General features: G+C 58.6%; 22 protein-coding genes, 1 pseudogene and 1 riboswitch. Of the genes and pseudogenes, 11 read left to right on the top strand and 12 right to left on the bottom strand.

Annotated elements, in window-relative coordinates; all coding sequences use genetic code 11:
* Positions 1–98: 98 nt before the first annotated feature.
* Genes ACQQ92_RS07175 through thiM form a run of 3 tightly spaced genes read right to left on the bottom strand, consistent with a single transcriptional unit; the run spans position 99 to position 1975 of the window.
* Entirely contained in the window at positions 99–794 is a 696-nt protein-coding gene (locus ACQQ92_RS07175; RefSeq protein ID WP_154517036.1) for a thiamine phosphate synthase, read from the bottom strand.
* Positions 791–1132, bottom strand: coding sequence for a thiamine-binding protein (locus ACQQ92_RS07170; protein ID WP_427719764.1), 342 nt, complete (start codon positions 1130–1132; stop codon positions 791–793). The genes ACQQ92_RS07175 and ACQQ92_RS07170 overlap by 4 nt, the downstream gene beginning before the upstream one ends.
* 3 nt (positions 1133–1135) lie before the next feature.
* A complete protein-coding gene (gene thiM / locus ACQQ92_RS07165; RefSeq protein ID WP_370450622.1) occupies positions 1136–1975 on the bottom strand; it encodes a hydroxyethylthiazole kinase in 840 nt (279 codons plus the stop codon).
* Between the two features lie 51 nt (positions 1976–2026).
* Positions 2027–2137, bottom strand: a riboswitch (TPP riboswitch).
* A 160-nt stretch (positions 2138–2297) separates the two neighbouring features.
* Between thiM and ACQQ92_RS07160 the strand changes: the two genes are divergently transcribed.
* The 4 genes from ACQQ92_RS07160 to ACQQ92_RS07145 all read left to right on the top strand — a co-directional run bounded on the left by ACQQ92_RS07160 (position 2298) and on the right by ACQQ92_RS07145 (position 6852).
* Positions 2298–3206 (top strand): HAD-IIB family hydrolase, encoded by a 909-nt coding sequence (locus ACQQ92_RS07160; RefSeq protein ID WP_427796142.1) that lies wholly within the window; start codon positions 2298–2300, stop codon positions 3204–3206.
* A 10-nt stretch (positions 3207–3216) separates the two neighbouring features.
* On the top strand, positions 3217–4113 hold the full coding sequence (locus ACQQ92_RS07155; protein WP_427796141.1) for a LysR family transcriptional regulator: 897 nt from the start codon (positions 3217–3219) through the stop codon (positions 4111–4113).
* 148 nt (positions 4114–4261) lie between these two features.
* Complete coding sequence (locus tag ACQQ92_RS07150; protein WP_427796140.1) at positions 4262–5395, top strand: 5-methyltetrahydropteroyltriglutamate--homocysteine S-methyltransferase; 1134 nt, start codon at positions 4262–4264, stop codon at positions 5393–5395.
* 122 nt (positions 5396–5517) lie between these two features.
* A complete protein-coding gene (locus ACQQ92_RS07145; protein ID WP_427794953.1) occupies positions 5518–6852 on the top strand; it encodes a uracil-xanthine permease family protein in 1335 nt (444 codons plus the stop codon).
* Positions 6853–6910: 58 nt separating this feature from the next.
* Here the strand turns inward: ACQQ92_RS07145 and ACQQ92_RS07140 are convergent, their stop codons facing one another.
* Both ACQQ92_RS07140 and ACQQ92_RS07135 read right to left on the bottom strand, forming a co-directional pair.
* Complete coding sequence (locus tag ACQQ92_RS07140) at positions 6911–7576, bottom strand: alpha/beta hydrolase (protein ID WP_427794952.1); 666 nt, start codon at positions 7574–7576, stop codon at positions 6911–6913.
* Between the two features lie 136 nt (positions 7577–7712).
* Entirely contained in the window at positions 7713–9023 is a 1311-nt protein-coding gene (locus tag ACQQ92_RS07135; protein WP_427796139.1) for an NCS2 family permease, read from the bottom strand.
* 193 nt (positions 9024–9216) lie between these two features.
* Here ACQQ92_RS07135 and ACQQ92_RS07130 point away from each other — a divergent pair, with 193 nt between their 5' ends.
* Positions 9217–9636, top strand: coding sequence for a peptide deformylase (locus tag ACQQ92_RS07130; protein WP_154517060.1), 420 nt, complete (start codon positions 9217–9219; stop codon positions 9634–9636).
* 243 nt (positions 9637–9879) lie between these two features.
* A complete protein-coding gene (gene bsh / locus ACQQ92_RS07125) occupies positions 9880–10845 on the top strand; it encodes a choloylglycine hydrolase (protein ID WP_427747885.1) in 966 nt (321 codons plus the stop codon).
* Positions 10846–10924: 79 nt separating this feature from the next.
* On the opposite strand, the gene ACQQ92_RS07120 is transcribed toward bsh, so the two are convergent.
* The 3 genes and pseudogenes from ACQQ92_RS07120 to ACQQ92_RS07110 all read right to left on the bottom strand — a co-directional run bounded on the left by ACQQ92_RS07120 (position 10925) and on the right by ACQQ92_RS07110 (position 12447).
* On the bottom strand, positions 10925–11086 hold the full coding sequence (locus ACQQ92_RS07120; protein ID WP_427747913.1) for a hypothetical protein: 162 nt from the start codon (positions 11084–11086) through the stop codon (positions 10925–10927).
* Between the two features lie 38 nt (positions 11087–11124).
* Positions 11125–11268 (bottom strand): annotated as a pseudogene (locus ACQQ92_RS07115) (KUP/HAK/KT family potassium transporter); the annotation flags it as partial.
* A gap of 267 nt (positions 11269–11535) precedes the next feature.
* Positions 11536–12447, bottom strand: coding sequence for a DMT family transporter (locus ACQQ92_RS07110; RefSeq protein ID WP_427796138.1), 912 nt, complete (start codon positions 12445–12447; stop codon positions 11536–11538).
* Positions 12448–12565: 118 nt separating this feature from the next.
* Between ACQQ92_RS07110 and ACQQ92_RS07105 the strand changes: the two genes are divergently transcribed.
* The gene (locus ACQQ92_RS07105; RefSeq protein ID WP_427794949.1) at positions 12566–13423 is read left to right on the top strand and encodes a LysR family transcriptional regulator; all 858 of its coding nucleotides are present in this window, start codon (positions 12566–12568) and stop codon (positions 13421–13423) included.
* Positions 13424–13625: 202 nt separating this feature from the next.
* Positions 13626–15107: an aminotransferase class I/II-fold pyridoxal phosphate-dependent enzyme gene (locus ACQQ92_RS07100; RefSeq protein WP_427747912.1), complete on the top strand. Its 1482-nt coding sequence runs from the start codon at positions 13626–13628 to the stop codon at positions 15105–15107.
* A gap of 226 nt (positions 15108–15333) precedes the next feature.
* Here the strand turns inward: ACQQ92_RS07100 and ACQQ92_RS07095 are convergent, their stop codons facing one another.
* Positions 15334–15744, bottom strand: coding sequence for a peptide deformylase (locus ACQQ92_RS07095; RefSeq protein ID WP_154517072.1), 411 nt, complete (start codon positions 15742–15744; stop codon positions 15334–15336).
* 214 nt (positions 15745–15958) lie between these two features.
* Here ACQQ92_RS07095 and ACQQ92_RS07090 point away from each other — a divergent pair, with 214 nt between their 5' ends.
* Positions 15959–16837 (top strand): hypothetical protein, encoded by an 879-nt coding sequence (locus ACQQ92_RS07090; RefSeq protein WP_427796137.1) that lies wholly within the window; start codon positions 15959–15961, stop codon positions 16835–16837.
* Positions 16838–17226: 389 nt separating this feature from the next.
* Here ACQQ92_RS07090 and pdxT read toward each other — a convergent pair whose 3' ends face one another.
* A complete protein-coding gene (pdxT, locus tag ACQQ92_RS07085) occupies positions 17227–17814 on the bottom strand; it encodes a pyridoxal 5'-phosphate synthase glutaminase subunit PdxT (protein WP_427796136.1) in 588 nt (195 codons plus the stop codon).
* Between the two features lie 20 nt (positions 17815–17834).
* A complete protein-coding gene (pdxS, locus tag ACQQ92_RS07080; protein WP_427796135.1) occupies positions 17835–18725 on the bottom strand; it encodes a pyridoxal 5'-phosphate synthase lyase subunit PdxS in 891 nt (296 codons plus the stop codon).
* A 145-nt stretch (positions 18726–18870) separates the two neighbouring features.
* On the opposite strand from pdxS, the gene ACQQ92_RS07075 reads away from it, so the two are divergent.
* The gene (locus ACQQ92_RS07075) at positions 18871–20301 is read left to right on the top strand and encodes a PLP-dependent aminotransferase family protein (protein ID WP_427796134.1); all 1431 of its coding nucleotides are present in this window, start codon (positions 18871–18873) and stop codon (positions 20299–20301) included.
* 545 nt (positions 20302–20846) lie between these two features.
* The gene (locus ACQQ92_RS07070) at positions 20847–21719 is read left to right on the top strand and encodes a hypothetical protein (protein ID WP_427796133.1); all 873 of its coding nucleotides are present in this window, start codon (positions 20847–20849) and stop codon (positions 21717–21719) included.
* Between the two features lie 250 nt (positions 21720–21969).
* Here the strand turns inward: ACQQ92_RS07070 and ACQQ92_RS07065 are convergent, their stop codons facing one another.
* Positions 21970–22530, bottom strand: coding sequence for a ferritin family protein (locus tag ACQQ92_RS07065; RefSeq protein ID WP_154517090.1), 561 nt, complete (start codon positions 22528–22530; stop codon positions 21970–21972).
* Positions 22531–22910: the final 380 nt, after the last annotated feature.

The raw sequence follows: 22910 nt of genomic DNA, 5'->3' as shown, positions 1-22910 counted from the left end.
TCGCATGCGGAAAACGCATCCCAGAACGGAGGTCCAAACTGGGATGCGCTTTCCGCTATTGAAGATATGAGGCTGCGAATCAGCTGCTCGGCCTATGCCTATGCCTGCTGCCAGGTGTCGACAAGCTCCTTGGCTGCGGCGTGGGGGTCGTCAGCGCTGCAGACGGCGCTCACCACAAAGAAGCCGTCGACGCCGGTGGCCTTGAGCTGCGGCAGATCGGCTTTTTTGACGCCGCCGCCGACCACGATGGGAACGGGGCTTGCCTCATGGAGCGCGGCCAGGTCCTCAAAGCTCTTGGTGATGATGGAGCCATCTGCCGCGCGTCCACAGTCGCGCTTGGTCTCGGTCTCGTGGAGCGGGCCGATGCCCAGGTAGTCGACTAGGCTCATGTCGGCGGTCTTGACGTACTCGAGCATTTCCTCGCAACGGGCCGAAAGGCCCACGATGGCATCGGGGCCCAGAAGCTTGCGGCAGACCTCGACGGGAATATCGCTCTGGCCCACATGCACGCCGTCGACGGCGATACCCTGTTCGCGTGCGGCGAGTACGCAGTCCAGACGGTCGTCGATAAGCAGGGCGACCTTGCCGGTCTTGCCGGCGCGAGCGATAGCCTGCGCGGCGTCGCCCGTCAGCGCGATGATCTCGCGGGCACTTGCCACCTTGGAGCGCACCTGGATGCAGGTAAAGCCGGCATCCAGCGCCTGCGCTACCACATCGCCCACGGGACGTCCCAGCGTGTTTTCGGGGCCGAGTACCAGATAGGCCGAGATATCAAGGTTGTCGCGGATGCTCATCGTGCTTCCTCCTGCTTTTTGATCTGCGCTTCCATGCGCTCGAGTTTGCCGGTCATGGTGTCGGTAAAACCGGGTCGAATATCGGCTTTGAGCACGACTTCGGTGCGGATGCCCTTGCTTGCCAACACAAAGGTTGCGTCGCGTACGACCTGCATGACCTCGTCCCAGTCGCCCTCGATCTCGGTGAACATCGAGGTGGTGCGGTTGGGAAGGCCGCTCTCGCGAATGACGCGCACGACCTCGGCGACCTCGGCGGACAGCTCGTCGCCTGTGCCGCACGGGGCGATGGCTACGGCGACGAGCGTGTTCATGTCGGCAGCGGTTGCGGGTTCGGACATGGCTTATGCCTCCTCGAGCTCGAGGTGGTTATTCGCAATATCCTGAGCGGTCGCGCGGTAGAGTTCGTCGATAAAGGCGACCTTAAAGCTTGCCGGGGCATCAGCGACAGCGGCGGCACGCGTGCCGGCAACGTTGTAGACAGCGGTACCGCAGATGGCTGCCGTAAACGGATCGGCGGCGCAAGCGTACACGGCCAGGACGCCGCCCTGCGAGCAGCCACAGCCGGTAATCTTGGACATGAGCGGGCTGCCGCCGTGGGACTTGGCCACGGTCGTGCCGTCGGTAATCAGGTCGACTTCGCCCGAGACCACTACGGCGCCGCCGGTGTAGCGGGCGAGTGCCACGGCAGCGCCGCGGGCGGCGTCGACCGTATCGGTGGTATCGACACCGCGCACGCGGCTCAGGTCAGCCGCCTCGCCTTCAAGACCCCACAGGCCGGCGAGCGCGATGATCTCGGAGGCGTTGCCGCGCACGATGGCGGGCTTGTACTGCTTGAGCTCGTTTACCAGCTGGGTGCGCAGGCTACCGATGCCCAGGCCCACCGGATCGAGCACCCAGGGTTTGCCGGCGTCGTGTGCCGCTTTGGCCGCACGGGGGATCGTCTGCTCGTAGATGGGGAAGAGCGTGCCCATGTTGAGATAGATGGCGCCGCCGCCGGCAACGAGCGCCTCGCCCTCGTCGGGCAGATAGACCATGGCGGCCGAACCGCCTACGGCGAGCTGCGCGTTGGCGACAAAGTCGATCGTCACCGTGTTGGTGATGGAGCCGGCCATCGGGTTGGTGGCGCGAATCTCCTCCACGGCCTTAACCACATTTTGTTTAAGCTGTTTCGAATCAATCACTGCACATGCCTCCTTGGCATAGAAAAGGGGCGCTGTGCATAGACAGCGCCCCTGTAAAGGCGGCATGCTCCCTACGCCAGCATTAACTGACAGGTTCAAAGGATTGGGCCCCATGCCCTCTCAGCCTTGTGGTTTGCACCGCCGGCACTCCCGCATCGAATCTGTTGTTCCCTATACTAGCGCACCTGCCAAAAAGGGACAGGTTTATTTTGGTAGGTGGCAACTGGGGCGTCGCATTTTCCCAGATAAAACCTGCCAAAATAAACCTGTCCCTTATTGGCAGGTCGCTACAATGGATACGGTGAAAATGACTGGGGGCCTTATGATCAAACTTGTGCTGACCGATATGGACGATACGTTGATTCCAGCCGGGCATGACGGCGCCAGCGACTACGCCATCGAGGGCATTCATGCCATGCAGGCGGCGGGCCTGCACTTTGGCCCGGTTTCGGGCCGTCAGCCTTCCGCGATGGGCTGGATGTTTCGTAATCGTTCCGAGTGCTTCTCGACCGGTGCGTTCTGCAACGGCCAGGTCATGTTTGTCGACGGCGAGGTGGTAGCCTCGCATGCGACCGATAACGCCGCCCTTATTCGCTTGGCTGACTACTTGGAGCAAGAGACCGATGATACCTATCTGAAGGTCTACAGCCTGGGTGATGACTTTTGGGACAATGACGCCTATTGTGTGACGAGCGACCCCGAGCGCGTGTGTCGCGCTATGGAGTCGGGCGGCAACGCGTGGCTCAAAGGCGAAGAGGCCCCGTGCCGTCCCGTTGTCGGTGACGCGCCGGTGTTCAAGGCGAATATCTGGAGTGCCCGTTCGCGTGAGGGGCTCGCGGAGCTGCGCGAGCGCGTTGCCGCCGAGGTGCCGGAACTCTCGCTTGTGTTTCCCAACAACCGAGTGCGCCTTTTCGATATCTTGCCGGCTGGTTGGGACAAGGGCTGTGCCACGCTGGAGCTGGCGCGTGCTTTGGGCCTGACGCCCGATGAAGTGGCGGTGTTCGGCGATTCCGATAACGATCTGCCCATGATTAATGCCGTTCCCAACTCCGTTGCAGTCGCCAATGCCAATGAGGCCGTCACGGCTGCCGCGCGTTGGCATATCGGCGCTGCGGCAGACGATGCGGTTGCCGGGGCTCTGCACCAGATTGCCGCCTGCGCCGCGACGGGGGCGATGCCGTCGTTTATGCGCCAGATGGACGCGACGGGTCATGGCGTCACGAACGTCTAGGGAGAAAGTCATGAAGCTTCAGCAGCTCAGGTATGTGGTTAAAGTTGCCGAATGCGGCAGCATCACCGAGGCCTCGCGCCGGCTCTTTGTGTCGCAGCCTTCGATTACCGCGTCGATTCGCGATCTCGAAAACGAGATGGGTGTGCACATCTTTGAGCGCACCAACAAGGGCGTCATTGTGTCCGAGGAAGGCGAGACATTCTTGGGCTACGCGCGCCAGGTACTCGATCAGGCCGACCTGCTCGAGGGCAAGTACAAGGGGGCATCCGAGCAAGTGCCGCACTTTAGTGTGAGCTGTCAGCATTATTCCTTTGCCGTCAATGCGTTTGTCGACGTGATCCGTGAGTTCGATGCCGCGCGCTACGACTTTACCCTGCGCGAGGAACAGACTCACGAGATCATCGAAGATGTCGCGCACATGAAGAGTGAACTGGGCATTCTGTACTTATCCGAACATAACCGCGAGGTTATCGAGCGCATGCTGGCGGCCAACGAGCTCGTATTCGAAGGACTCTTCTGCGCCACGCCGCACGTCTTTGTATGCGCCGACCATCCACTGGCGGACCACGCCAGCGTGACGCTCGAGGACTTGGAAGACTATCCGTTCCTATCCTACGAGCAAGGCAGCTACAACTCGTTTTACTATTCCGAGGAACTGACCTCGACGTTTGAGCGCCGCAAGAATATCCGCGTGCGCGACCGTGCGACCTTGTTCAACCTAGCCATGGGTCTCAACGGCTACACGGTGTGTTCGGGCGTGATTAGCCACGAGCTTAATGGCCCCGGTATTATCTCGATTCCGCTCGATGTGGATGAATACATGGAGATCGGCATTATCACGCGCAAGAATACGACGCTCACGCGCTATGGACAGGCTTATGTCGAGGCCATCCGGAGGCATATCTAACCGGTAGCGTTTGATGTTGCTGTCTTGGGCTGTCGAAATGGCTATAGGAAAACTATATGGCAAACATATATAAACGCATATTTTACGATAACCAGGAGTGCGCTCATACTCTTTCTCGCCAAAGCATTCCATGCAAAAGGAGATTCCTATGAGCAATTCCACCCAGCTCAAAGCGCCGTTTCGCGCCGATATCGTCGGCAGTTTTCTTCGTCCGCAGGCCGTAAAGGACGCCCGCGCTGCCTATGCGGCAGGCGCGCTTGATGCCGAGGGACTTAAGGCGGTCGAGGACGAGGCCATTCGCGATTTGGTGGCAAAGCAAAAGGCCGCCGGCCTGCAGGTCATCACCGACGGCGAGTTCCGCCGCAGCTACTGGCACCTCGATTTTATGTGGGGTCTCAACGGCATCGAGCGCCGCACTTCGCGTACGGGCTATATGTTCCACGATGAGGAGACTACCGCCGACACCGCCGTGGTGACCGGACCTATTAGCGGCGAGAACCATCCGTTCGTCGAGCACTTCAAGTTTGTCAAGGCGCTCGAGGGCAAGGGTCAGGTCGCGCGGCAAACCATTCCGGCGCCGATCCAGACGTTCTCCGAAGTCACGCTCGACCGCTGCGATGGCCAGCAGGAGAGCCTGCGCGCCGTCTACAAGACCGACGAAGAGCTCGCCGATGCCATCGCCGCAGCATACCGCACCGTGATTGCCGATCTGTATGCCGCGGGTTGCCGCAACATCCAATTTGATGACTGCACCTGGGGCATCTATTGCGATACTGACTTTGTGTCCAAGACCGGCATGAGCCCGGTTGATCTGCAAAAGGTGAGCGAGCTGGGCGTGGCGCTCAACAATGCTGCCATCGCAGGCAAGCCTGACGACTTGGTGATCAATACGCATGTATGCCGTGGCAACTACCACTCTACTTATGCCTTTGAGGGAGGCTATGATCCCATCGCCCCGTACCTGTTTGCGCATGAGGACGTTGACGCGTTCTATCTGGAGTTCGACACTCCGCGCGCCGGTGGCTTTGAGCCGCTCAAGTACGTTGCGCCCGGTAAGAAGGTCGTGTTGGGCCTGGTGACCACCAAGGCAGCCGAGCTCGAGGACGAGGACGCGACCGTCGAGCGTATTCATGAGGCGGCAAAGTACGTGCCGCTTGAGAATCTGTATCTGTCTCCGCAGTGTGGCTTTGCCAGCTGCGAGATTGGCAACAAGCTGACCGAAGGCGAGCAGTGGGCAAAGATCGCGCTGGTCAAGCGTATTGCCGAACGTGTTTGGAAATAGCGGTACCGTTTGCAAGTGACGGCGCGTGCGAGACATGGTGTATCGCGTACAATGGTTCGGACCGTATCGTTCGGGCAGGTTATCCGCTATGCCCGAGCGCCCTTCCATTCGAAAGGACATCCATGTCCCAGTCCTCGACGCCCGCCGTCACCGATGCCATCTACGACGCTTCGTCGCTCGGCCGCCCGCGCATGCTCCTGCTCGGTCTGCAGCACCTGTTTGCCATGTTTGGTGCCACGGTGCTGGTGCCCGTGCTCACCGGCCTTTCGGTATCGGCAACGCTTTTGTTTGCCGGCTTGGGCACGCTGCTATTCCACTTCCTGTCACGCGGTAAGGTCCCCGCATTTTTGGGCTCATCGTTTGCCTTTATTGCCGGCTATGCCGCAATCGCGCCCAACGGCGAGGCCGAGCTCTTGCCCTACGCTTGCCTGGGCGTTGCCTGCGCCGGTTTGCTCTACCCGGTGCTTGCGGCGCTCTTCCGCGCGTTTGGTGCCAAGCGCGTCATGCGCTTCTTCCCGCCGGTGGTGACTGGCCCCATCGTCATTTCGGTCGGTCTGATCCTGGCGAGTTCCGCTATTGCCAACTGCCAGACTAACTGGCTCGTTGCCGTGGTTGCCGTCGCCGTAATCGTCATCTGCAATATTTGGGGTCGCGGCATGGTCAAGATCGTGCCGATTTTACTGGGCGTCGTGGTGAGCTATGCCGTTGCAGCTGCGCTGGGCGAGGTCGATTTCTCCGGCGTCGCAGCCGCTCCCTGGCTTGGCTTGCCCGTCGTGTGGGACAACACGGTGTTTGCACTCTTTGGGCCGCAGTTCGATAGCGGCCTTGCCACGACGGCCATCATCACCATCATGCCGCTGGCCTTTGCAACCATGATCGAGCATATCGGCGATATATCCGCTATTGGTTCCACCTGCGAGCGCAACTACATCGCCGATCCCGGCCTGCATCGCACGCTGCTCGGTGATGGTCTCGCCACGATTCTGGCTTCGCTCTTTGGCGCTCCGGCCAACACCACGTATGGCGAGAACACCGGCGTGCTCGCCCTGACGCGTGTGTTTGACCCGCGCGTGATTCGCATTGCCGCGTGCTGCGCCATCGTGCTTTCGTTCTGCCCCAAGTTCGCTGCCGTGATCGCCGCCATGCCGGCATGCGTTATCGGCGGCGTGTCGCTCGTGCTCTATGGCATGATCAGCGCCGTGGGCGTCCGTAACCTCATCGAGAACCAGGTCGATTTCCAGAACAACCGCAATGTGCTGGTGGCGGCTCTGGTGCTCGTGCTCTCACTCGGCATTGCCTACAGCGCCGCCGGTGGCATCGTGCTGAAGCTGTTCGGCGTGACGATTTCGCTTTCGGGCCTTGCCGTGGGCTCGCTGGTGGGCATCGTGCTCAACGCGATTCTGCCTGGCAACGACTTTGAGTTCGCCGTTTCCGAACTCGAGGAGACTGTCGAGTAGTAGTTGTGTTCAGCTAAATCAAAAAAATGGCGCCCGTGCGTACGCGTGGGCGCCATTTTTAATGCGTCAGTATCCAGTGTATGCCGCGGGCCATGCGCAGACCGGTTTGGGCAAAGTGGTTACCGGGGTTGAGCTCGAAGGTCGCGGGGATGCCTCGGTCGCCGAGTAGTTTTTCCATTGCGCGCGTGTCGTCGAGTACGTGCCGCATCATGCGGTTGGGCGTCTTGGTCTCCTTTTTGCCGAGTGATAGATAGACGGCGTTGGGCGCGGCTGGCATCGTGTGCCCGTGTGCGTAATCGACAAATCCGGGAAACCATAGGGACCCCGATGCGCTTGCGGCACGGTTAAAGGCATCGGTCTGCCAGAGCGACCAAAGCGAAAAGAGGCCCGCCAATGAGTAACCGGCAATGCCGCGCCAGGTAGGCGGGCAGGGAAGTGATGGCTCGACCTCTGGGATTATCCGATTCAGCAGTTCATCGAGAAACTCGGACGCCTGACCACCAAAGGGCTCGGCATCGCGCACGGTTCCGTCGCATTCCCAAGGGCTCAGCTCGCGATTCCAATTGAGCTCGCCAATGGCGACCAGGGTGAATGGCGGGCAATCAAGCTCAAGACAACGGCTATAGACCTCGGTGCCGTCACCCATGACCGCGGGAAGGTAAATGACGGGCGCGCTTTCGACATGCTTTGAATGAATGGTTATCTGCTTTTGACGCGCTTCCATGACAAGCTTCTCTCTGCATTTCGACATCTACAAATACGATTGTCGCACGTCGGCGTAGGGACCGTCGCTAAAAGAAAGGCGCAGAGCCGCTTGATACGACTCTGCGCCTTGAGGTTTTGCTTTGGCAGCTTTGCCCTTACGCTACAAAGAAGTAGACGAGGAAGGCGAGTGCTGCGATCCACATGAGCGGCTTGACCTTGGAGGCCTCGCCCTTAAAGAGCGCGACGACCACGTAGGCGATAAAGCCCAGACCGATGCCGGCAGAGATGGAGTAGGTGAAGGGCACGCCGGCGACAATCATGAACGCTGGGAAACCCTGCGACACGTCGGACCAGTCGATCTCGGAGGCCTCGCTCATCATGAGGTAGCCGACGTAGACCAGAGCACCGCAGGTGGCGGCGCTGGAAACGATGGTGACGATGGGGGAGAAGAACGCGGCGAGAATGAACAGCACGCCGGTGGTGACGGAGGTGAGGCCCGTGCGGCCACCGTCGGCAGCGCCAGAGGTGGACTCGACGAAGGTGGTGATGGAGGAGACGCCCATAAAACCGCCCACAGCAGCGGCGGCGGAGTCGACGATCAGGATCTCCTTGATATTCTCGACGTTGCCGTCGTCGGTGAGGAACTCGCCCTGCTTGGCCACGGCCATCGCGGTGCCCATGGTGTCGAAGAAGTCACTCATGAGCAGCGAGAACGAGATGACGAGGAGCGTGGGGTCGGTAAGGACCTTGACGATGGCGAGCACGCCGCCGGCGTCGGCGATGGGGCCACCGATGCTCGAGAAGTCGAGCGGGGCGATGATACCGGTCGGAGCATGGGTCACACCTAGGGGGATACCGGCGATAACGGCGACGATGATGCCGATGAGCAGCGAGCCCGGCACGTTGCGGGAAGCAAGGGCAACCGTCACGACGATGGAGATGATGCCGACGATAAAGGTGGGGGAGGTGATGTCGCCCAGGCCGACGAGCGTACCGGCGCCAGCGGTGATGATGCCGGCGTCGCACAGGCCGATTATGGCGATAAACAGGCCCAGACCCACCGAGATGGCGTGGCGCAGGACAACCGGGATGGCATCCATGATGGCCTCGCGCAGGCCACAAAGCACGAGCAGCAAGATGACGACGCCCTCAAGGAAGATGACGCTCATGGCCACGTGCCAGTCACCGCCGCAGACGGTGGTGGTGATTCCAGCGATCATCGCGTTGACGCCTAAGCCCGACGCACAGGCGAGCGGGCGGTTGGCGAAGATGCCCATGCAGATGGTCATGATGCCGGCGCCCAGACAGGTGGCGCAGGCGAGCGCTCCCGCATCGATGCCAGCGCCCGAGAGCACCGCAGGGTTGACGGCGATGATGTAGGCCATCGCCAGGAATGTTGTCAGTCCAGCGCGAAGTTCGGTCCCGATTGTGGACTTGCGCTCGCTGACGTGAAAAAGTTCGTCCATGCATACCCTTTCCTTGTTCGGCCCCGAGTTTAGGCCGATTGACACGAACTTACCTACTATATCGCCTTTGGAAGGTCGATGCTTCTCGCATGTTGAAGTTCGGCGCTTTGTAACAGGCGGACGGTATTTTTCGCATGAAAATGTGTAGGTACCGTATACTTAAGCAGTTACATTGAACTCTTTGGAGGAACGTATGATTAAAGAGCTTTGCCGCGACGAGGCCATCCTGTCCCAGCGTTGCGAGGTTGCGACTGTCGAGGACGAGTCGGTCGCACAGGACCTGATCGACACCATCAAGTCGCTCGAGGACGCCGGCTGCCTTGCCGCCAACCAGATTGGCGTCACCAAGAAGGTCTGCGTCTATCTGGACGACGCCGGCGAGCCCCACGTGCTCTACAACCCCCGTCTGGTGTTTGGCCTGGGCGCCAGCAAGATGGAGGAGAGCTGCCTGACGCACGACGAAATCACCAAGTCCACGCGCTATATCAAGTGCAAGGTTGCCTTTGACCAGATCGTCGACGGCAAGATGAAGGAGTGCCGCCGCGACTACACGGGCTTTGAGGCACAAATGATCCAGCATATGATTGATCACTGTCTTGGAAAGTTGGTCTAAGGGGACCAAAGCCCGCACCTTGCCGCTCAAGCGTCGCTCGCGTACCTTAAGTACGCTTCGCTCCTCTTTCGTGACAATCTGCGGTATTTTGACCCCTTAGACGACCTGCGAGGTTGACTTGGTTGAGTTTATCTTGCTTGTGTGGTCCGGACGTGACGTTATTGTCATGTCCGGACCTTTGTGTTTAGCGCCTATTTGTTTGGTAACAATGAGCTTAACAAGGACGTATGGCTAGGAGGCGCCATGTGCACGAGCATTCGATTTACCGATAATTCCGGCAACATGTATCTGGGTCGCAACCTCGACTGGAGCTTTAGCTACGGCCAACAGGTTCGCGTGATGCCCCGCGGGTTCCATATCCCGTATTCGTTTATCGACGATGCGTCGGCGGCACACGCGGTAATTGGCATGTGCATCGATTACAAGAACTATCCTATGTTTTTCGACTGTGGTAACGATGCGGGTCTGGCTGTGGCAGGGCTCAACTTTCCCGGTTATGCCGAGTATGCCGAGGACCCGGTTGATGGCAAGACCAATATCGCAGCCTATGAGTTTCCCCTGTGGGTGGCAGCGACGTTCTCGACGGTCGACGAGGTCGAGGCTGCGCTGCGCGACACGGTGATTGTTGCCAAATCTGCCGGAGAGGGGCTGGGTGTGTCGCTGCTCCATTGGATTATCGGCGACAGCCGGCGCAGCATCGTGGTCGAGATGATGGCTGACGGTCTGCATGTATACGACGATCCGGTCGACACCCTTGCCAATCAGCCGACCTTCCCGTGGCACATGGAAAACCTGCGCACCTATATCACCGCTACAAGCGATTTTCCTCAGACGGCGACATGGCGTGGCGCCGAGCTCAAGCCCTATGGCGCGGGTGCCGGCATGCGCGGTATTCCGGGTGACTGCTATTCGCCGAGCCGTTTTGTAAAGGCGGCATACCTCAATGCCAATTACCCGCAAAAAGAAAGCGAGGCGGAGAACGTCATTCGCATGTTCCGCTCGCTCGAGGGGGTGGCGATGATCGAGGGTGCGTCCAAGATGGGTGACGGCAAGTTCGAGAAGACTATCTACACCGGATGCTTTAGCGCGCGCACGGGCAATTACTATTACTCAACGTATGAGGATCCGTCGATTCGCTACGTGAGCCTGATGGATGCCGAGGGCGCGAGCCCCGATAGGCTCGTGGTTCCCGAGCCGCGTCGTTCGTAGCCGGCGGCCTTACTCCAATGCAAAGCGGCCCTGCGCCTCCTGTGAGGCGCAGGGCCGCTGTCGTCGACGCGCGACGTCGTTAGAAGTTGGCGTCGTTGAGTTGTTCGCTCTCGAGGCCGTCGGGCTGTTGCTGTTCGGGCGTATCGGCGACGCTCCCGAGCAGCTCGGTGGGGTCGAAGTTCATGTCCCTACCGGCTTCGTTGCTGTTGACAAGGTCGTCCGAGAAGATATCGACATCCATTTCCTCGGCTTCCTCGATCTGAACTTCGAGCTGGAGTTATTGGCGAGCAGCGCCGCGCCGCCGATCATGGCAGGTAGAATCAGCCACGGCGCTACTTTGCGCACCAGGCTAAACAGGGCGAAGATGCCGCCCTCGTTGTGGTTGTCGGCCTTCATGGCGATTACCACGTACTTGACCGTGCTGGTCTTGGAGGTTTGCCTCCAGTTTGGCGTGCGCCACGTGGACTCCCTTGGACATCCGGTTATCTGTCTTGGACAGATAACTTTTATGTCGTCTTTAAACATACAAGAGCTGTTTGGCACATCGGGTAATTTTAGACAATAATCTCCATCTGGGGATTATTTATGTACGCAGGTAGCATTTCAAAACAGGGGCGCATCCGCTGTATGGCTTTGCTGCAATGTAATAACTGCGGACGCGCTCCTGCTTTGAAACTGAAGAGGGAACTTTTAGACGCGTGCTGCCTGAGCGATACCGGTCTTGGCGCCTGAGCGTTTACCGGCGAGTTCGCAAAAGATCGCGCCGCCGATGATAAGCACGGCGCCCATCAGGCGGACCGGTGTTATGACTTCGCCCAAAAGGGCGGACGAGAACACGACGGCCGAAAGCGGCTCGAGGTAGCCGACGACAGCGACGGTCTGCACGGGCAGTTTGGCGACGGCGCTAAAGTAGAGCAGACAACCGATGCCGGTGTTGACGACGCCGAGCATAGCGACGGCGCGCCAATCGATGGTTGCGGCGATGCTGGCGGACAGGAATGAGGGGGTGCCTTGGGTGACGAGTGTAAGGACCAGCGCGGTCACAAAGGCGGCACTCACCTGGAGCGCGGAGTTCTCGAGGCCTTCGATGTGCGGCGCGCCCTTGCTGGCGATGACCATCAATGCATAACAGAAGGCCGAGGCGATTCCGCAGACGATGCCCGCAATGGGCATATTGCCGCCTAGACCTTGCGCTGCAATGAGAAAAGCGCCGCAGGCGACTGCGATAAACCCGGCGATTTTGCCACCGGTTAGTTTTTCGCCAAAAATAAACGGTGAGAGGGCCATGACGATGATGGGGCCGCAGTAGTACAGCAGCGAAGAAACGCCGACGCCGATCGTCTGATAAGCGCGGAACAGAAAAATCCAGCTGGCGCCCAGCGCGGCTCCCGAGAGGAGGAGGGCTGCGGCTTCGCGGGGGCGAGAAGGCGCCTGCAGATTATGGCGTTGGGTAATGGCGAGGATGGTGACAAGCGAAAGGGCTCCCAGAAAAGTGCGTAGCAGCACGATATCGGAGCTCGGGAGTGCGATGGCCGCAGCGATGATGCCGTTGGAGCCAAACAACAACAATGCTGCTAAATACGTAATCAATCCGTTGTTCATGCGCTGCCGTCCCCTCTATATCTGTGCATGCTCACTATGGGTGAACTGGCTTTAGAAGAAAAGCGAATATAATGCATGGAAAACATGACAAAAACTCATGCAAGGGTGGAGGCATGTCGTGGAAACGAATATTCAAAAGATGCAGGTGCTGCTGGAGACCGTGCGCGCTGGAAGCTTTACGCGTGCTGCCGAGCGCCTGAGCTACTCGCAATCGGGCGTGAGCCGCATGGTGGCCGATCTTGAGGCCGATTGGGGCTTTAAGGTACTCGACCGCAGTCGTGAAGGTGTTGCTCTTTCTGCCGACGGGCGGCAGGTCATGCCGGCTGTCGAGGCGCTCTGCGAGGAATTCGTTCGCTTGCAGCGACGGGTGGATGAGATGCGCGGGCTCATGCGCGGCAAAATCTGCATCGGTACGTTTTCGAGCGTGGCGACCCACGTGCTGCCGCCGGTGATTGCGCGTTTTCGTGCTGATCATCCAGACGTCGATTACGAGTTGCTGATGGGCGACTATTCAGAGATTGAACAATGGGTGGCAGAGGGTCGCTGCGATCTGGGCTTTATCCCTCGTGAGCCCCGAGAAAACGGCATGACATCGCTGCCTTTGGTGCGTGACGAGTTAATGGCGGTAGTGCCGTCAGGCTCGTTGTTTGCCACGGCGGAGGTCGTCTCTCTTGCCGACTTGGCCAACGAGCAGTTTATTCTGCTAGAACGCGGCACCGATGACGAGATTACGCCGCTGTTTCGTCGGGCGGGACTGGCAGTGCACTCAAAACTGTCGACCTGGGATGACTATGCGATTATGGCTATGGTCGAGGACGGCCTGGGTGTGAGCATTCTTCCCGCGCTCATCATGCGCCGCTGTCAGTTCGATGTTGCCGTGCGTCCGCTCGAAGGGCATCCCCATCGGCAGATCAACGCCATATATCGAACGGCCGATATTTCGCTTGCCGCCGCCCGTTTTCTCGAATACCTCTAAATGGGCGCACGTCGTTACCGCCTTGGGGTAAATCTTGAGGTTTGGGTCATGTTATTTTTGAAATTGAACTTTTAGAAATAGCACGGCGCTATACTGCTTGCTAAATTGAACCTTAGTTCAATTCGTGTTCTATAAATTGAACTTTGCCAGCAAGGAGGTTCCTGTGACCCAAGAGACGTTTAGCGATCGCCTGCGACAGGCTATGTCCGATCGCGACGTTCGCCAGTCGGACGTAATCCGCGCATCGGAGATGCTCGGCAAAAAACTCGGCAAGAGTCAGATGAGCCAATATGTGAGCGGCAAGACGATTCCGCGGCGCGATGTGGCAGAGCTACTCGCCCGCATTTTGGAGGTCGATGTTACCTGGCTGCTCGCCGGTGACGCCGATCAAGGCGAGACATCATCGACCCACAACGTTTCCAAGCCCGAACCCCATCCCTCAGATCAAATTGCAAGGAGCACCACCATGCGTACTTTTTCTAAATCCACCAAACTCGAGAACGTTCTGTATGACGTGCGCGGCCCCGTTGTCGACGAGGCAGCCCGTATGGAGGACGAAGGCGAGTGCATCCTCAAGCTCAACATCGGTAATCCGGCGCCCTTTGGTTTCCGCACGCCCGATGAGGTCATTAAGGACATGCGCCAGCAGCTGCCCGACTGCGAAGGCTATTCCAACTCGCGCGGTCTGTTCTCTGCGCGCAAGGCGATCATGCAGTATTCGCAGATCAAGGGCCTGCCCAATGTTCAGATGGAACATATCTACACGGGCAACGGCGTGTCCGAGCTCATTCAGCTTTCGATGAACGCGCTGCTCGACAATGGCGACGAGATTCTGATTCCCAGCCCCGATTATCCGCTGTGGACGGCGTGCGCAACTCTTGCCGGTGGACATCCCGTGCACTATCTGTGTGATGAGCAGGCCGATTGGTATCCCGATCTGCAGGATATGGAGTCCAAGATCACGAGCGCGACCAAGGCCCTCGTCATCATCAACCCCAACAACCCCACGGGCTCTGTCTATCCGCGCGAGGTGCTCGAGGGCATCGTTGAGATCGCGCGCAGGCACCAGCTCATGATTTTTGCCGACGAGATCTATGACCGCCTGTGCATGGACGGCTACGAGCACGTCTCCATTGCATCGCTCGCCCCCGACCTGCCCTGCATTACGTTTAGCGGCCTGTCCAAGTCGCATATGATCGCGGGCTATCGCATTGGCTGGATGGTGCTTTCGGGCAACCAGCGCTGCATGAGCGACTTCATCATGGGCATCAACATGCTCTCCAACATGCGCCTGTGCTCCAACGTGCCGGCCCAGTCGATCGTCCAGACGGCGCTTGGCGGCCATCAGTCGGTCAACGACTACATCCGCCCCGGCGGTCGTGTCTACGAGCAGCGCAACTTTGTGTATGAGGCGCTCAGCAAGATCGACGGCATCTCGGTGGTCAAGCCGCGTGCGGCGTTTTATATCTTCCCCAAGATGGATGTTAAAAAGTTCAACATCACCGATGACGAGCAGTTTGCCCTCGACCTGCTGCACGAGAAGAAGATCCTCATCACGCGTGGCGGCGGCTTCAACTGGGCTGAGCCCGATCACTTCCGCATCGTGTACCTGCCGCGCATGGAAGTGCTCAAAGAGTCGCTCGAAGACCTCGCCGATTTCTTTGATCACTACCGCCAGTCCTAATTGGTTCCGCCGTTCTACCGAACGGCGGACCGCTTGACGCTACACGAGCCGCATTCACGCCAATCTGACGTTCAATTTCGAGGGCGCGACCAGAAGGTCAGCGCCCTCTCATTTCACGTCACCTTGGCGCAAATGCGGCTCGCTCGCTGTCGTGTGCTCGGCCTGCGTCGTTACCATGATCCAAAGGGGACGGAGGAAAACAGATCTTTTTCCCTGACTCGCGGAACTATATAACGACGCCGTTGCAGTGGTCGATTTCGTGCTGGATGATCTCGGCGGTGTAGCCCGAGAAGTTTTTGATGCGGTGGACGAAGTTCTCGTCCAAATACTCCACCTTAATGCGACGATAGCGGGTACAGGGACGCTCGCCGATCAGCGAGAGGCATCCTTCGCTGGTCTGATAGGCATTGACCTGCTCAAGAATTTGAGGGTTGTACATCAGGAGCGTCCTGTTGCCGTCCTTTACGCAGATGATGCGTTTGCGCACGCCGATCATGTTGGCGGCGAGCCCCACGCACTCGTGCTCATGCTCGTGGAGCGTATCCAGGAGGTCCTGCCCGATCACGGCATCGTCGGGCCCTGCGTCTTCGGAAGGCAGGCGCAAAAAGAACTCGGATTTCATGATGGGCTTAATCATGGCGGGCTCCTTAAGGTGGACACGTTTGGTTCAGGCCATGATACCGCGACATGTCGCATTAATGTGTGCACATAGATTCTGCAGCTAGATTGGATGGCGACACCATAAACTAATGGACGTTTTGCCGAGAGGCATGAATGTTTAAAGCGCAAAGAGTGCGCGACGGGCCCCGCGAATGGGGCGATGATGCCCGAGAGGGCCAAGAAGGAGTCTCATGTCCGAGAACGAAGAGATCATGAACGAGACCGAGAACGAGACCATGGCTGCCGAGGTAGAGGCAGTCGAGACCGTGGAGGCCGAAGCTACCGAGGTTGAGGCTGCTGACGAGGTTTCCGCCGAGGAGGAGGCCGAGGTTGTCGAGGCCGCCGTTGATTACGATGACGAAGAGCTGATGGACAAGATGCAGAAGGCCGCCCGCCTGCTGCGTAGCCGTCGCTTTGCTATTTCCAAGGAGGAGGAGGCCAAGGCCGAGCGTATGGCGAACATCGAGCGCGCCATCAAGCTCCTTGACCTCAAGCCCAAGATGGAGCAGAAGGAAATGTCCGATCTGCTGGGCATGCGCCTTCGTGAGCTCGATGGCCTGATGGCCGAGGCCGAGGCTGCCGATCTGGTCGGCCGCATCGACAACGCCGAGGGCGATATGCGCAAGATCGTCGTCTTCGCTGCCGAGGATGCCGCTGAGGGCCTGGTCGAGCTTGCCAACAAGAAGGAGAAGCTCCTGCCCGAGCTTTCTTACGAGGAGGCCACCGAGCTGATGGCCGCGCTCGATAAGGTTATCGCTCCGCTCGTCGCCATGGGTCTGGACGAGGATCGCGGTCCTCGCGGCGGCCGTGACGACCGCGGTGGCCGTGGCGGCGACCGTGGCGGTCGCGGCGGCTTTGGCGACCGCGGTGGCCGTGGCGGCGACCGTGGTGGCCGCGTTGGCCGTGGCGGCTTTGGTGACCGTGGCGGCGATCGTGGCGGTCGCGGCGGCTTTGGCGGCAACCGTGGTGGCTATGGCGACCGCGGTGGCAACCGTGGCGGCTTCGGCGGCAACCGTGGCGGCGACCGTGGCGGCCGCAACGGCGGTGGCTTCCGCGGCAACCGTTTTTAGTTACGGCGTTTTACCAAACGCCGTAACGGGCCGACGCTGCAAGCCCGCCAGAGCGGCAATCTGCCTTTCAACTTCGGCGGCATGACCAGAAGGTCAATGCCGCCTCGTTTCAAGGCACCCTGCTCGCGTGTACGGGTTTTCGCTGTCGTTGCCAAAACATCGGCGTTGCCTTGATCCAAACCTGCCAAAAAGGGACAGGTTTATTTTGGTCGGTATTATCTGGGCAAACGTGGCCGTCTATCGCAATGTAGTCGTTGGGGACGTCCCCAACGACTACATAGTATGAGAGTGGATAATCTCCCGGTTTGAGCCTGCATCCAAGCTCAAAGTGCGAGATTTCCACTCTCATTTGCTATGCGTCCGAAAATCCACGTTCGTTTGTTTTCTGCCTACATTTGGAGGAAGAGCTCGTGGAGGCGGGTGTCGTCGTCGAGCTCGGGGTGGAAGGTTACGCCGAGCTGGTTGCCCTGGCGCGCGGCGATGATTCGTCCGTTGACTTTCGCTAAGGCCTTGGCATTGCCGTGCACCTCGACGATGCGGGGTGCACGGATAAACGTTAACGGCACTTCACCGTCGATACCGCCTACCTGCCCCTTGGTGCGAAAACTGCCGAGCTGCCTGCCATAGGCATTGCGCTCAACGAGTATATCCATGGTCGCCAAGCGCGGTGTTCCCTTGTCATCGTGGACGGCAAGGTCGCGCGCCAACAGAATCAGACCGGCACAAGTTCCCAGTACAGGCATGCCTTCAACAATGCGGGTACGAAGATCCTCGAGCATATCGAGTTCGGCAAGTAGCTTGCCCTGAACGGTGGACTCGCCGCCGGGAAGTACCAGACGGTCAAAGTTCTGCTGCAAATCGGCCGCCTGCCTCAGCTCAATACAGTGTGCGCCCAGCTCCGATAGTCTTGCTTCGTGCTCGGCAAAAGCGCCTTGGACCGCCAGCACGGCGACCGTTTGGTCTGCATAATCGCTCATGGGCGATCCTTTCTGCCGGACTAGCGCCCGCGCTCCTCCATGATAATCTCGATCTCGTCGGCGTTGATGCCCACCATGGCCTCGCCCAGGTCCTCCGAAAGCTCGGCGATGAGTTTGGCATCGGTGAAGTTTGCCACGGCCTTGACGATGGCGGCGGCGCGCTTGGCCGGGTTGCCGCTCTTAAAGATGCCCGAGCCCACAAAGACGCCTTCGGCGCCCAGCTGCATCATCAGCGCGGCGTCGGCGGGAGTCGCTACGCCGCCGGCGGCAAAGTTCACGACGGGAAGCTTGCCCGTGGCATGGACCTCGCGGACCAGCTCGACCGGAACCTGCAGTTGCTTGGCTGCCTCAAAGAGCTCGTCGTCGCGCAGGGCAACAACGTCGCGGATCTGCTTTTGGATCTTGCGCATGTGACGCACGGCCTGGACGACATCGCCCGTACCCGGCTCACCCTTGGTGCGAATCATCGTGGCGCCCTCGGCAACACGGCGCAGCGCCTCGCCCAGATCGCGGGCGCCGCAGACAAACGGCACGTCAAACTGGGTCTTGTCGATGTGATAGACGTCGTCGGCAGGGGTGAGAACCTCGGACTCGTCGATGTAATCGATCTCGATGGCCTGCAGGACCTGCGCCTCGACAATGTGGCCGATGCGGCACTTGGCCATAACGGGGATGGAGACGGCCTCTTGGATACCCTTGATCATCTTGGGGTCGCTCATGCGTGAGACGCCGCCTGCGGCACGGATGTCGGCCGGGATGCGCTCGAGTGCCATGACGGCGCAGGCGCCCGCCTCTTCGGCGATGCGTGCCTGCTCGGGCGTGGTGACGTCCATGATGACGCCTCCCTTGAGCATCTGCGCGAGCTCGCGATTGAGTTTGACGCGATCGGCCTTGTTGGTCTGTTCTGCCATGGTTGCTCCCTTGGTTGGCATGTGCATTGCTTGACGGAACATCCTATCGGGGAGCTGGGTATGGCGAAATACTCAGTTTTCGAGATAATAATAAGGCCAGACTAATACCAGATTGAATGACTCAATAAGGTCAGGTGATAAACTCATGCTTGACTACAATTTGGAAAAACGCGGTGACGCATCGCTCTATGAGTATATTTACCAGCAAATTCGAGATGATATCGTTGCTGGACGCATTGCGGCGGGGGAGCATCTTCCGTCTAAGCGCGCCTTTGCCAATCATCTGGGAATCAGTGTCATTACCATCGAGAATGCATATAGCCAGTTACTTGCCGAGGGCTATATTTGCTCAATGCCGCGTCGTGGCTACTACGCTTGCGAGCTTCCTGATGCACCGGTTTTGGCTTCGGCTGCAGAGGGCATCGACCGGGATGCCGTCTCTGCGGGTTCCGGCGCGCATGATTTCAACGGACAGGTCGAGCGATTCGATGGACTTTCTCCTTCTGCTTTGGAGGCGGCGCGGCTTTGGCAAAGCGCGCTGCGGGCGACGCTGGCATCCGAAGACGAGCGCGAAATCTTTTCGACCGCGCCGGCACAGGGCACCACTCGGCTACGACGCGCAATTGCCCACCATCTGCGCGGGACAAGGGGTATGAATGTCGACCCCAACAACGTTGTTATCGGCGCAGGCGCCCAGCTGCTCGATACCATGTTGGTTCAGTTGCTTGGCGCCGACAAGGTGTATGCCGTTGAGGACCCGGGCTATTTGCGCCTAACGCGCATCTATCAGGCTATGGGTTGCAAAGTTCGACATATCCCGTTGGATGATGAGGGCGTAGACTTGAGCGCTCTGCTGAAAACGGGGACCGATGTCCTTCACCTGATGCCGTCCCATCAGTATCCGACCGGCCTTGTGACGAGCATTGCGCGTCGCTATGCGCTGCTGAGCTGGGCCGCCGAGCGACCAGGTCGATATCTCATCGAAGATGACTTTGATTGCGAGTTTCGTCTAGCCGGCAAGCCGATTCCCGCGCTTGCTTCGATCGATGCCGCTCAATCGGTCATCTACACCAACACGTTTTCGAAGAGCCTTTCATCGGCGTTGCGTCTAGCGTACATGGTGTTGCCCGATGAACTGATGAAGCGGTTTAGGTGCAACCTTGGTTTCTACGCCTCGTCGGTGAGCTCTGTCGACCAGGTCGCTTTGGCTCGTTTGCTGGAATCGGGTGATTACGAGCGACATGTGAACCGCGTGCGCGTTCGTGCTCGTGAGGCGCGTGATGGCCTGGTGGCGCTTGTACGGAATGCGTTTCCAGCAGGAGAGGTTTCGATCGAGCATGCAGACGCAGGCCTTTACTGCACCGTGGTTGCGGAGCGGGGAACGGGCGGAAGCTCTTTTGCGCAGGCCCTCATGCGCTCGAGCATCCCTTTTATCGATATCAGTAACTGTTATTGGTGCGCCGATGGCGCATCTGTCCCTGAAAACTCAACTCAAATTCTTGTCCAGTATGACGACCTAAGTCCGGAGGTGCTTAATACCCTGGAATCGCAGCTAATGGGGCACTCTGTAACCTAAGTGAGTAGACTTTTGGCACTTTGGCGACCAGACAGTTTTGTAACAAGCTATCTACCTGTGGTTTTGAGAAGTGGGATCATCGGTCTGCTCGGGATGTCCCAAAAAGTCTACTCACTTGCCGCGCAAAGCTTCCGCATGAGAAAAAAGGGGGTTTTCGACAGGGCTTCGTCCAGTTCTCGGTAAGCTTTTGGCCAGTTGGGGAGGGCTGTTGAAAACTTTGCAGTTCGTTCGGCTCCATTTTTGGTGCGTTCGCGCCAATGAGAGACCGACTGGGTTGAAATTCGTGCTTTCCTGTGCCTATGAAGGATCTACTTTGTGACATATCGGCTTTTAGGTACTGGCGTTTGCCCCCTCAAGTCCGCGCTTTGTGTCCTCCGCTTCCGCGGCCGGATGAAGACCGGCAGCGATATGACCTCGTCCGCAACCCGACGGCTGCGGTCGCGCTCGGTTTTCCGTTGTATACATTGGTTCGGACGAGAAACAAACGGACTTGCCCTGCCAACATTAGGCAGCGGCTGTTTCTTGGTGAACTCCCCAGGGAATCCGTGCTGGAAACGGAGCATGGATTTTTGGTCACGTCTCCTCTGCTGACGGCATTTATCATGTCTCGACATCTGACGGATCTCCAACTTCTTCTGGTATTGGCGGAGATGTGCGGCTTGTTTGCGGTATGCGCCCTGCCGGCGGCACTTGAGGTGGAGCTTTCGCATGCAATTGATTCGGGTGCGATTTCGACAACGTTGGGTTGGGTGCGCTGCCCGTCCGAGGGCGGCGCCGCCTCAAATTTGTGGCGTCGCGACGCTTTGGTTTTGGATGGGGACCTTGACCGTTTTTGTTCAGATGTTTGCGGGATTCGTTACGGCAATCGATTTATGGCGGTGTCGCAACTCGTTCCATTGGGTGCCGCTTCGCCTTTTGAGGTCGAGGCGTATTTGTTGCTTGGACTGCCGCGAGCCCTGGGAGGTGAAGGGTTTTGCGGCATAGAGCTCAATGTCAAAGTGGTGCTAAGCACAAGTGCTCGAGCGATTGTAGGAAAGACCCGCGTATATATCGATCTACTTCTTTCCTCGCCGGACGGGAGGCGGCAGGTGGCCATTGAATGTCAGGGAAAGGCCTCGCACGGGCGCGCGGGGGATGGCTTGCGTGACGCTAACCGCATGACGGCGCTTCAAGCCATGGGCTACGACGTGCTTCTCCTGACACACGGACAGATATCCGATGAGGATAGATTCCGTGCGATCGTTAAGGCCGTATGCAGGATGCTCGATGTTGAATATCGCTATAAAAGCTCGGATGAGCAAAGGGCTGAGGCATTACTCCGGTCTGAACTATTCGTTGACTGGACAAAATTGGGAGTAATCGACGGAAAGATGTCCATTGGACACAAAACAGCTCGATCGTGGACGGCGCGGATCTAAGTGAGTAGACTTTTGGCGTGATGGCGACCAGGCCGTTTTGCAACAAGTCATTTACCTGCGGCTTTATAGAGCAATATGGATGGTCTGCTCGGCAAGTTCCAAAAAGTCTACTCACTTAGTTTTTGACGAGAAGTCGATGCCGAAGGTGGCCCTATTTCAGGGCGTTAACGAGTTTATGAGACACGAAAAAAGGCCCGAACCATGCGGTCCGGGCCCTTTAAAGTTAGAGATTATCTCTCAGGCGGTTGGCTTAGCCAAAGTAGCGCTTGAGCAGGCCGGCGAAAGCCTTGCCGTGGCGGGCCTCGTCGCGAGCCATCTCGTGCACGGTATCGTGGATGGCATCGAGGCCAGCGGCCTTGGCACGCTTGGCAAGATCGGTCTTGCCGGCGGTGGCGCCGTTCTCGGCCTCAACGCGCATCTCGAGGTTCTTCTTGGTGGAGTCGGTCACGACCTCGCCCAGGAGCTCGGCGAACTTGGCGGCGTGCTCGGCCTCCTCGTGGGCAGCCTTCTCCCAGTATAGGCCGATCTCGGGATAGCCCTCGCGATGGGCGACGCGAGCCATGGCCAGGTACATACCGACCTCAGAGCACTCGCCCTCAAAGTTGGCGCGCAGGTCGGCAACGATGTCCTCGGAGACGCCCTCCATCTTGGCGACGCCCACGACGTGCTCGGCAGCCCACTCGAGCTTGCCCTCCTCCTGCTTCAGGAAACGAGAACCGGGAACGCCGCACTGGGGGCACTTAAAATCCTCGGGCAGCTGGTCGCCGTCGAACTCTTCCACATAACCGCAAACGGGGCAAACAAATTTCATGATTCGATCCTTTCGATGGATGGCGATGGGGCGCTTGTCCGATCCCGTAAGGGCCCTCTCCGGACGTGCGTCTTGACGAGTTCTATTATCCATAAATGCAACAAAATGTGAAGCCTATTAGGAATGATTTTTGATAAAACAATTTTGAGATATGAAGATGTTGATTGATTAACGATTGGCAGGCCGCCTGCGAGCTCCGATGAGTAGAATCGGTCGAGCAAATGTTGACCAATCAACAAATGAGGGAGTTTCCTTTATGCATCTAGCCCACTGCGCCTGGTGCCGAACGTATCAAACGGTTTTTCGCATCGCATTGCCGGTGCTGCCCTATACCGAGACACGCATTCTGGAGCATGCTGAGAGAGCGCCTGCCAGGCCAT

The organism is Collinsella sp. SGI.241, assembly GCF_050312955.1.
Classification (GTDB): domain Bacteria; phylum Actinomycetota; class Coriobacteriia; order Coriobacteriales; family Coriobacteriaceae; genus Collinsella.
This window is presented reverse-complemented; position numbering and strand designations above follow the sequence as displayed.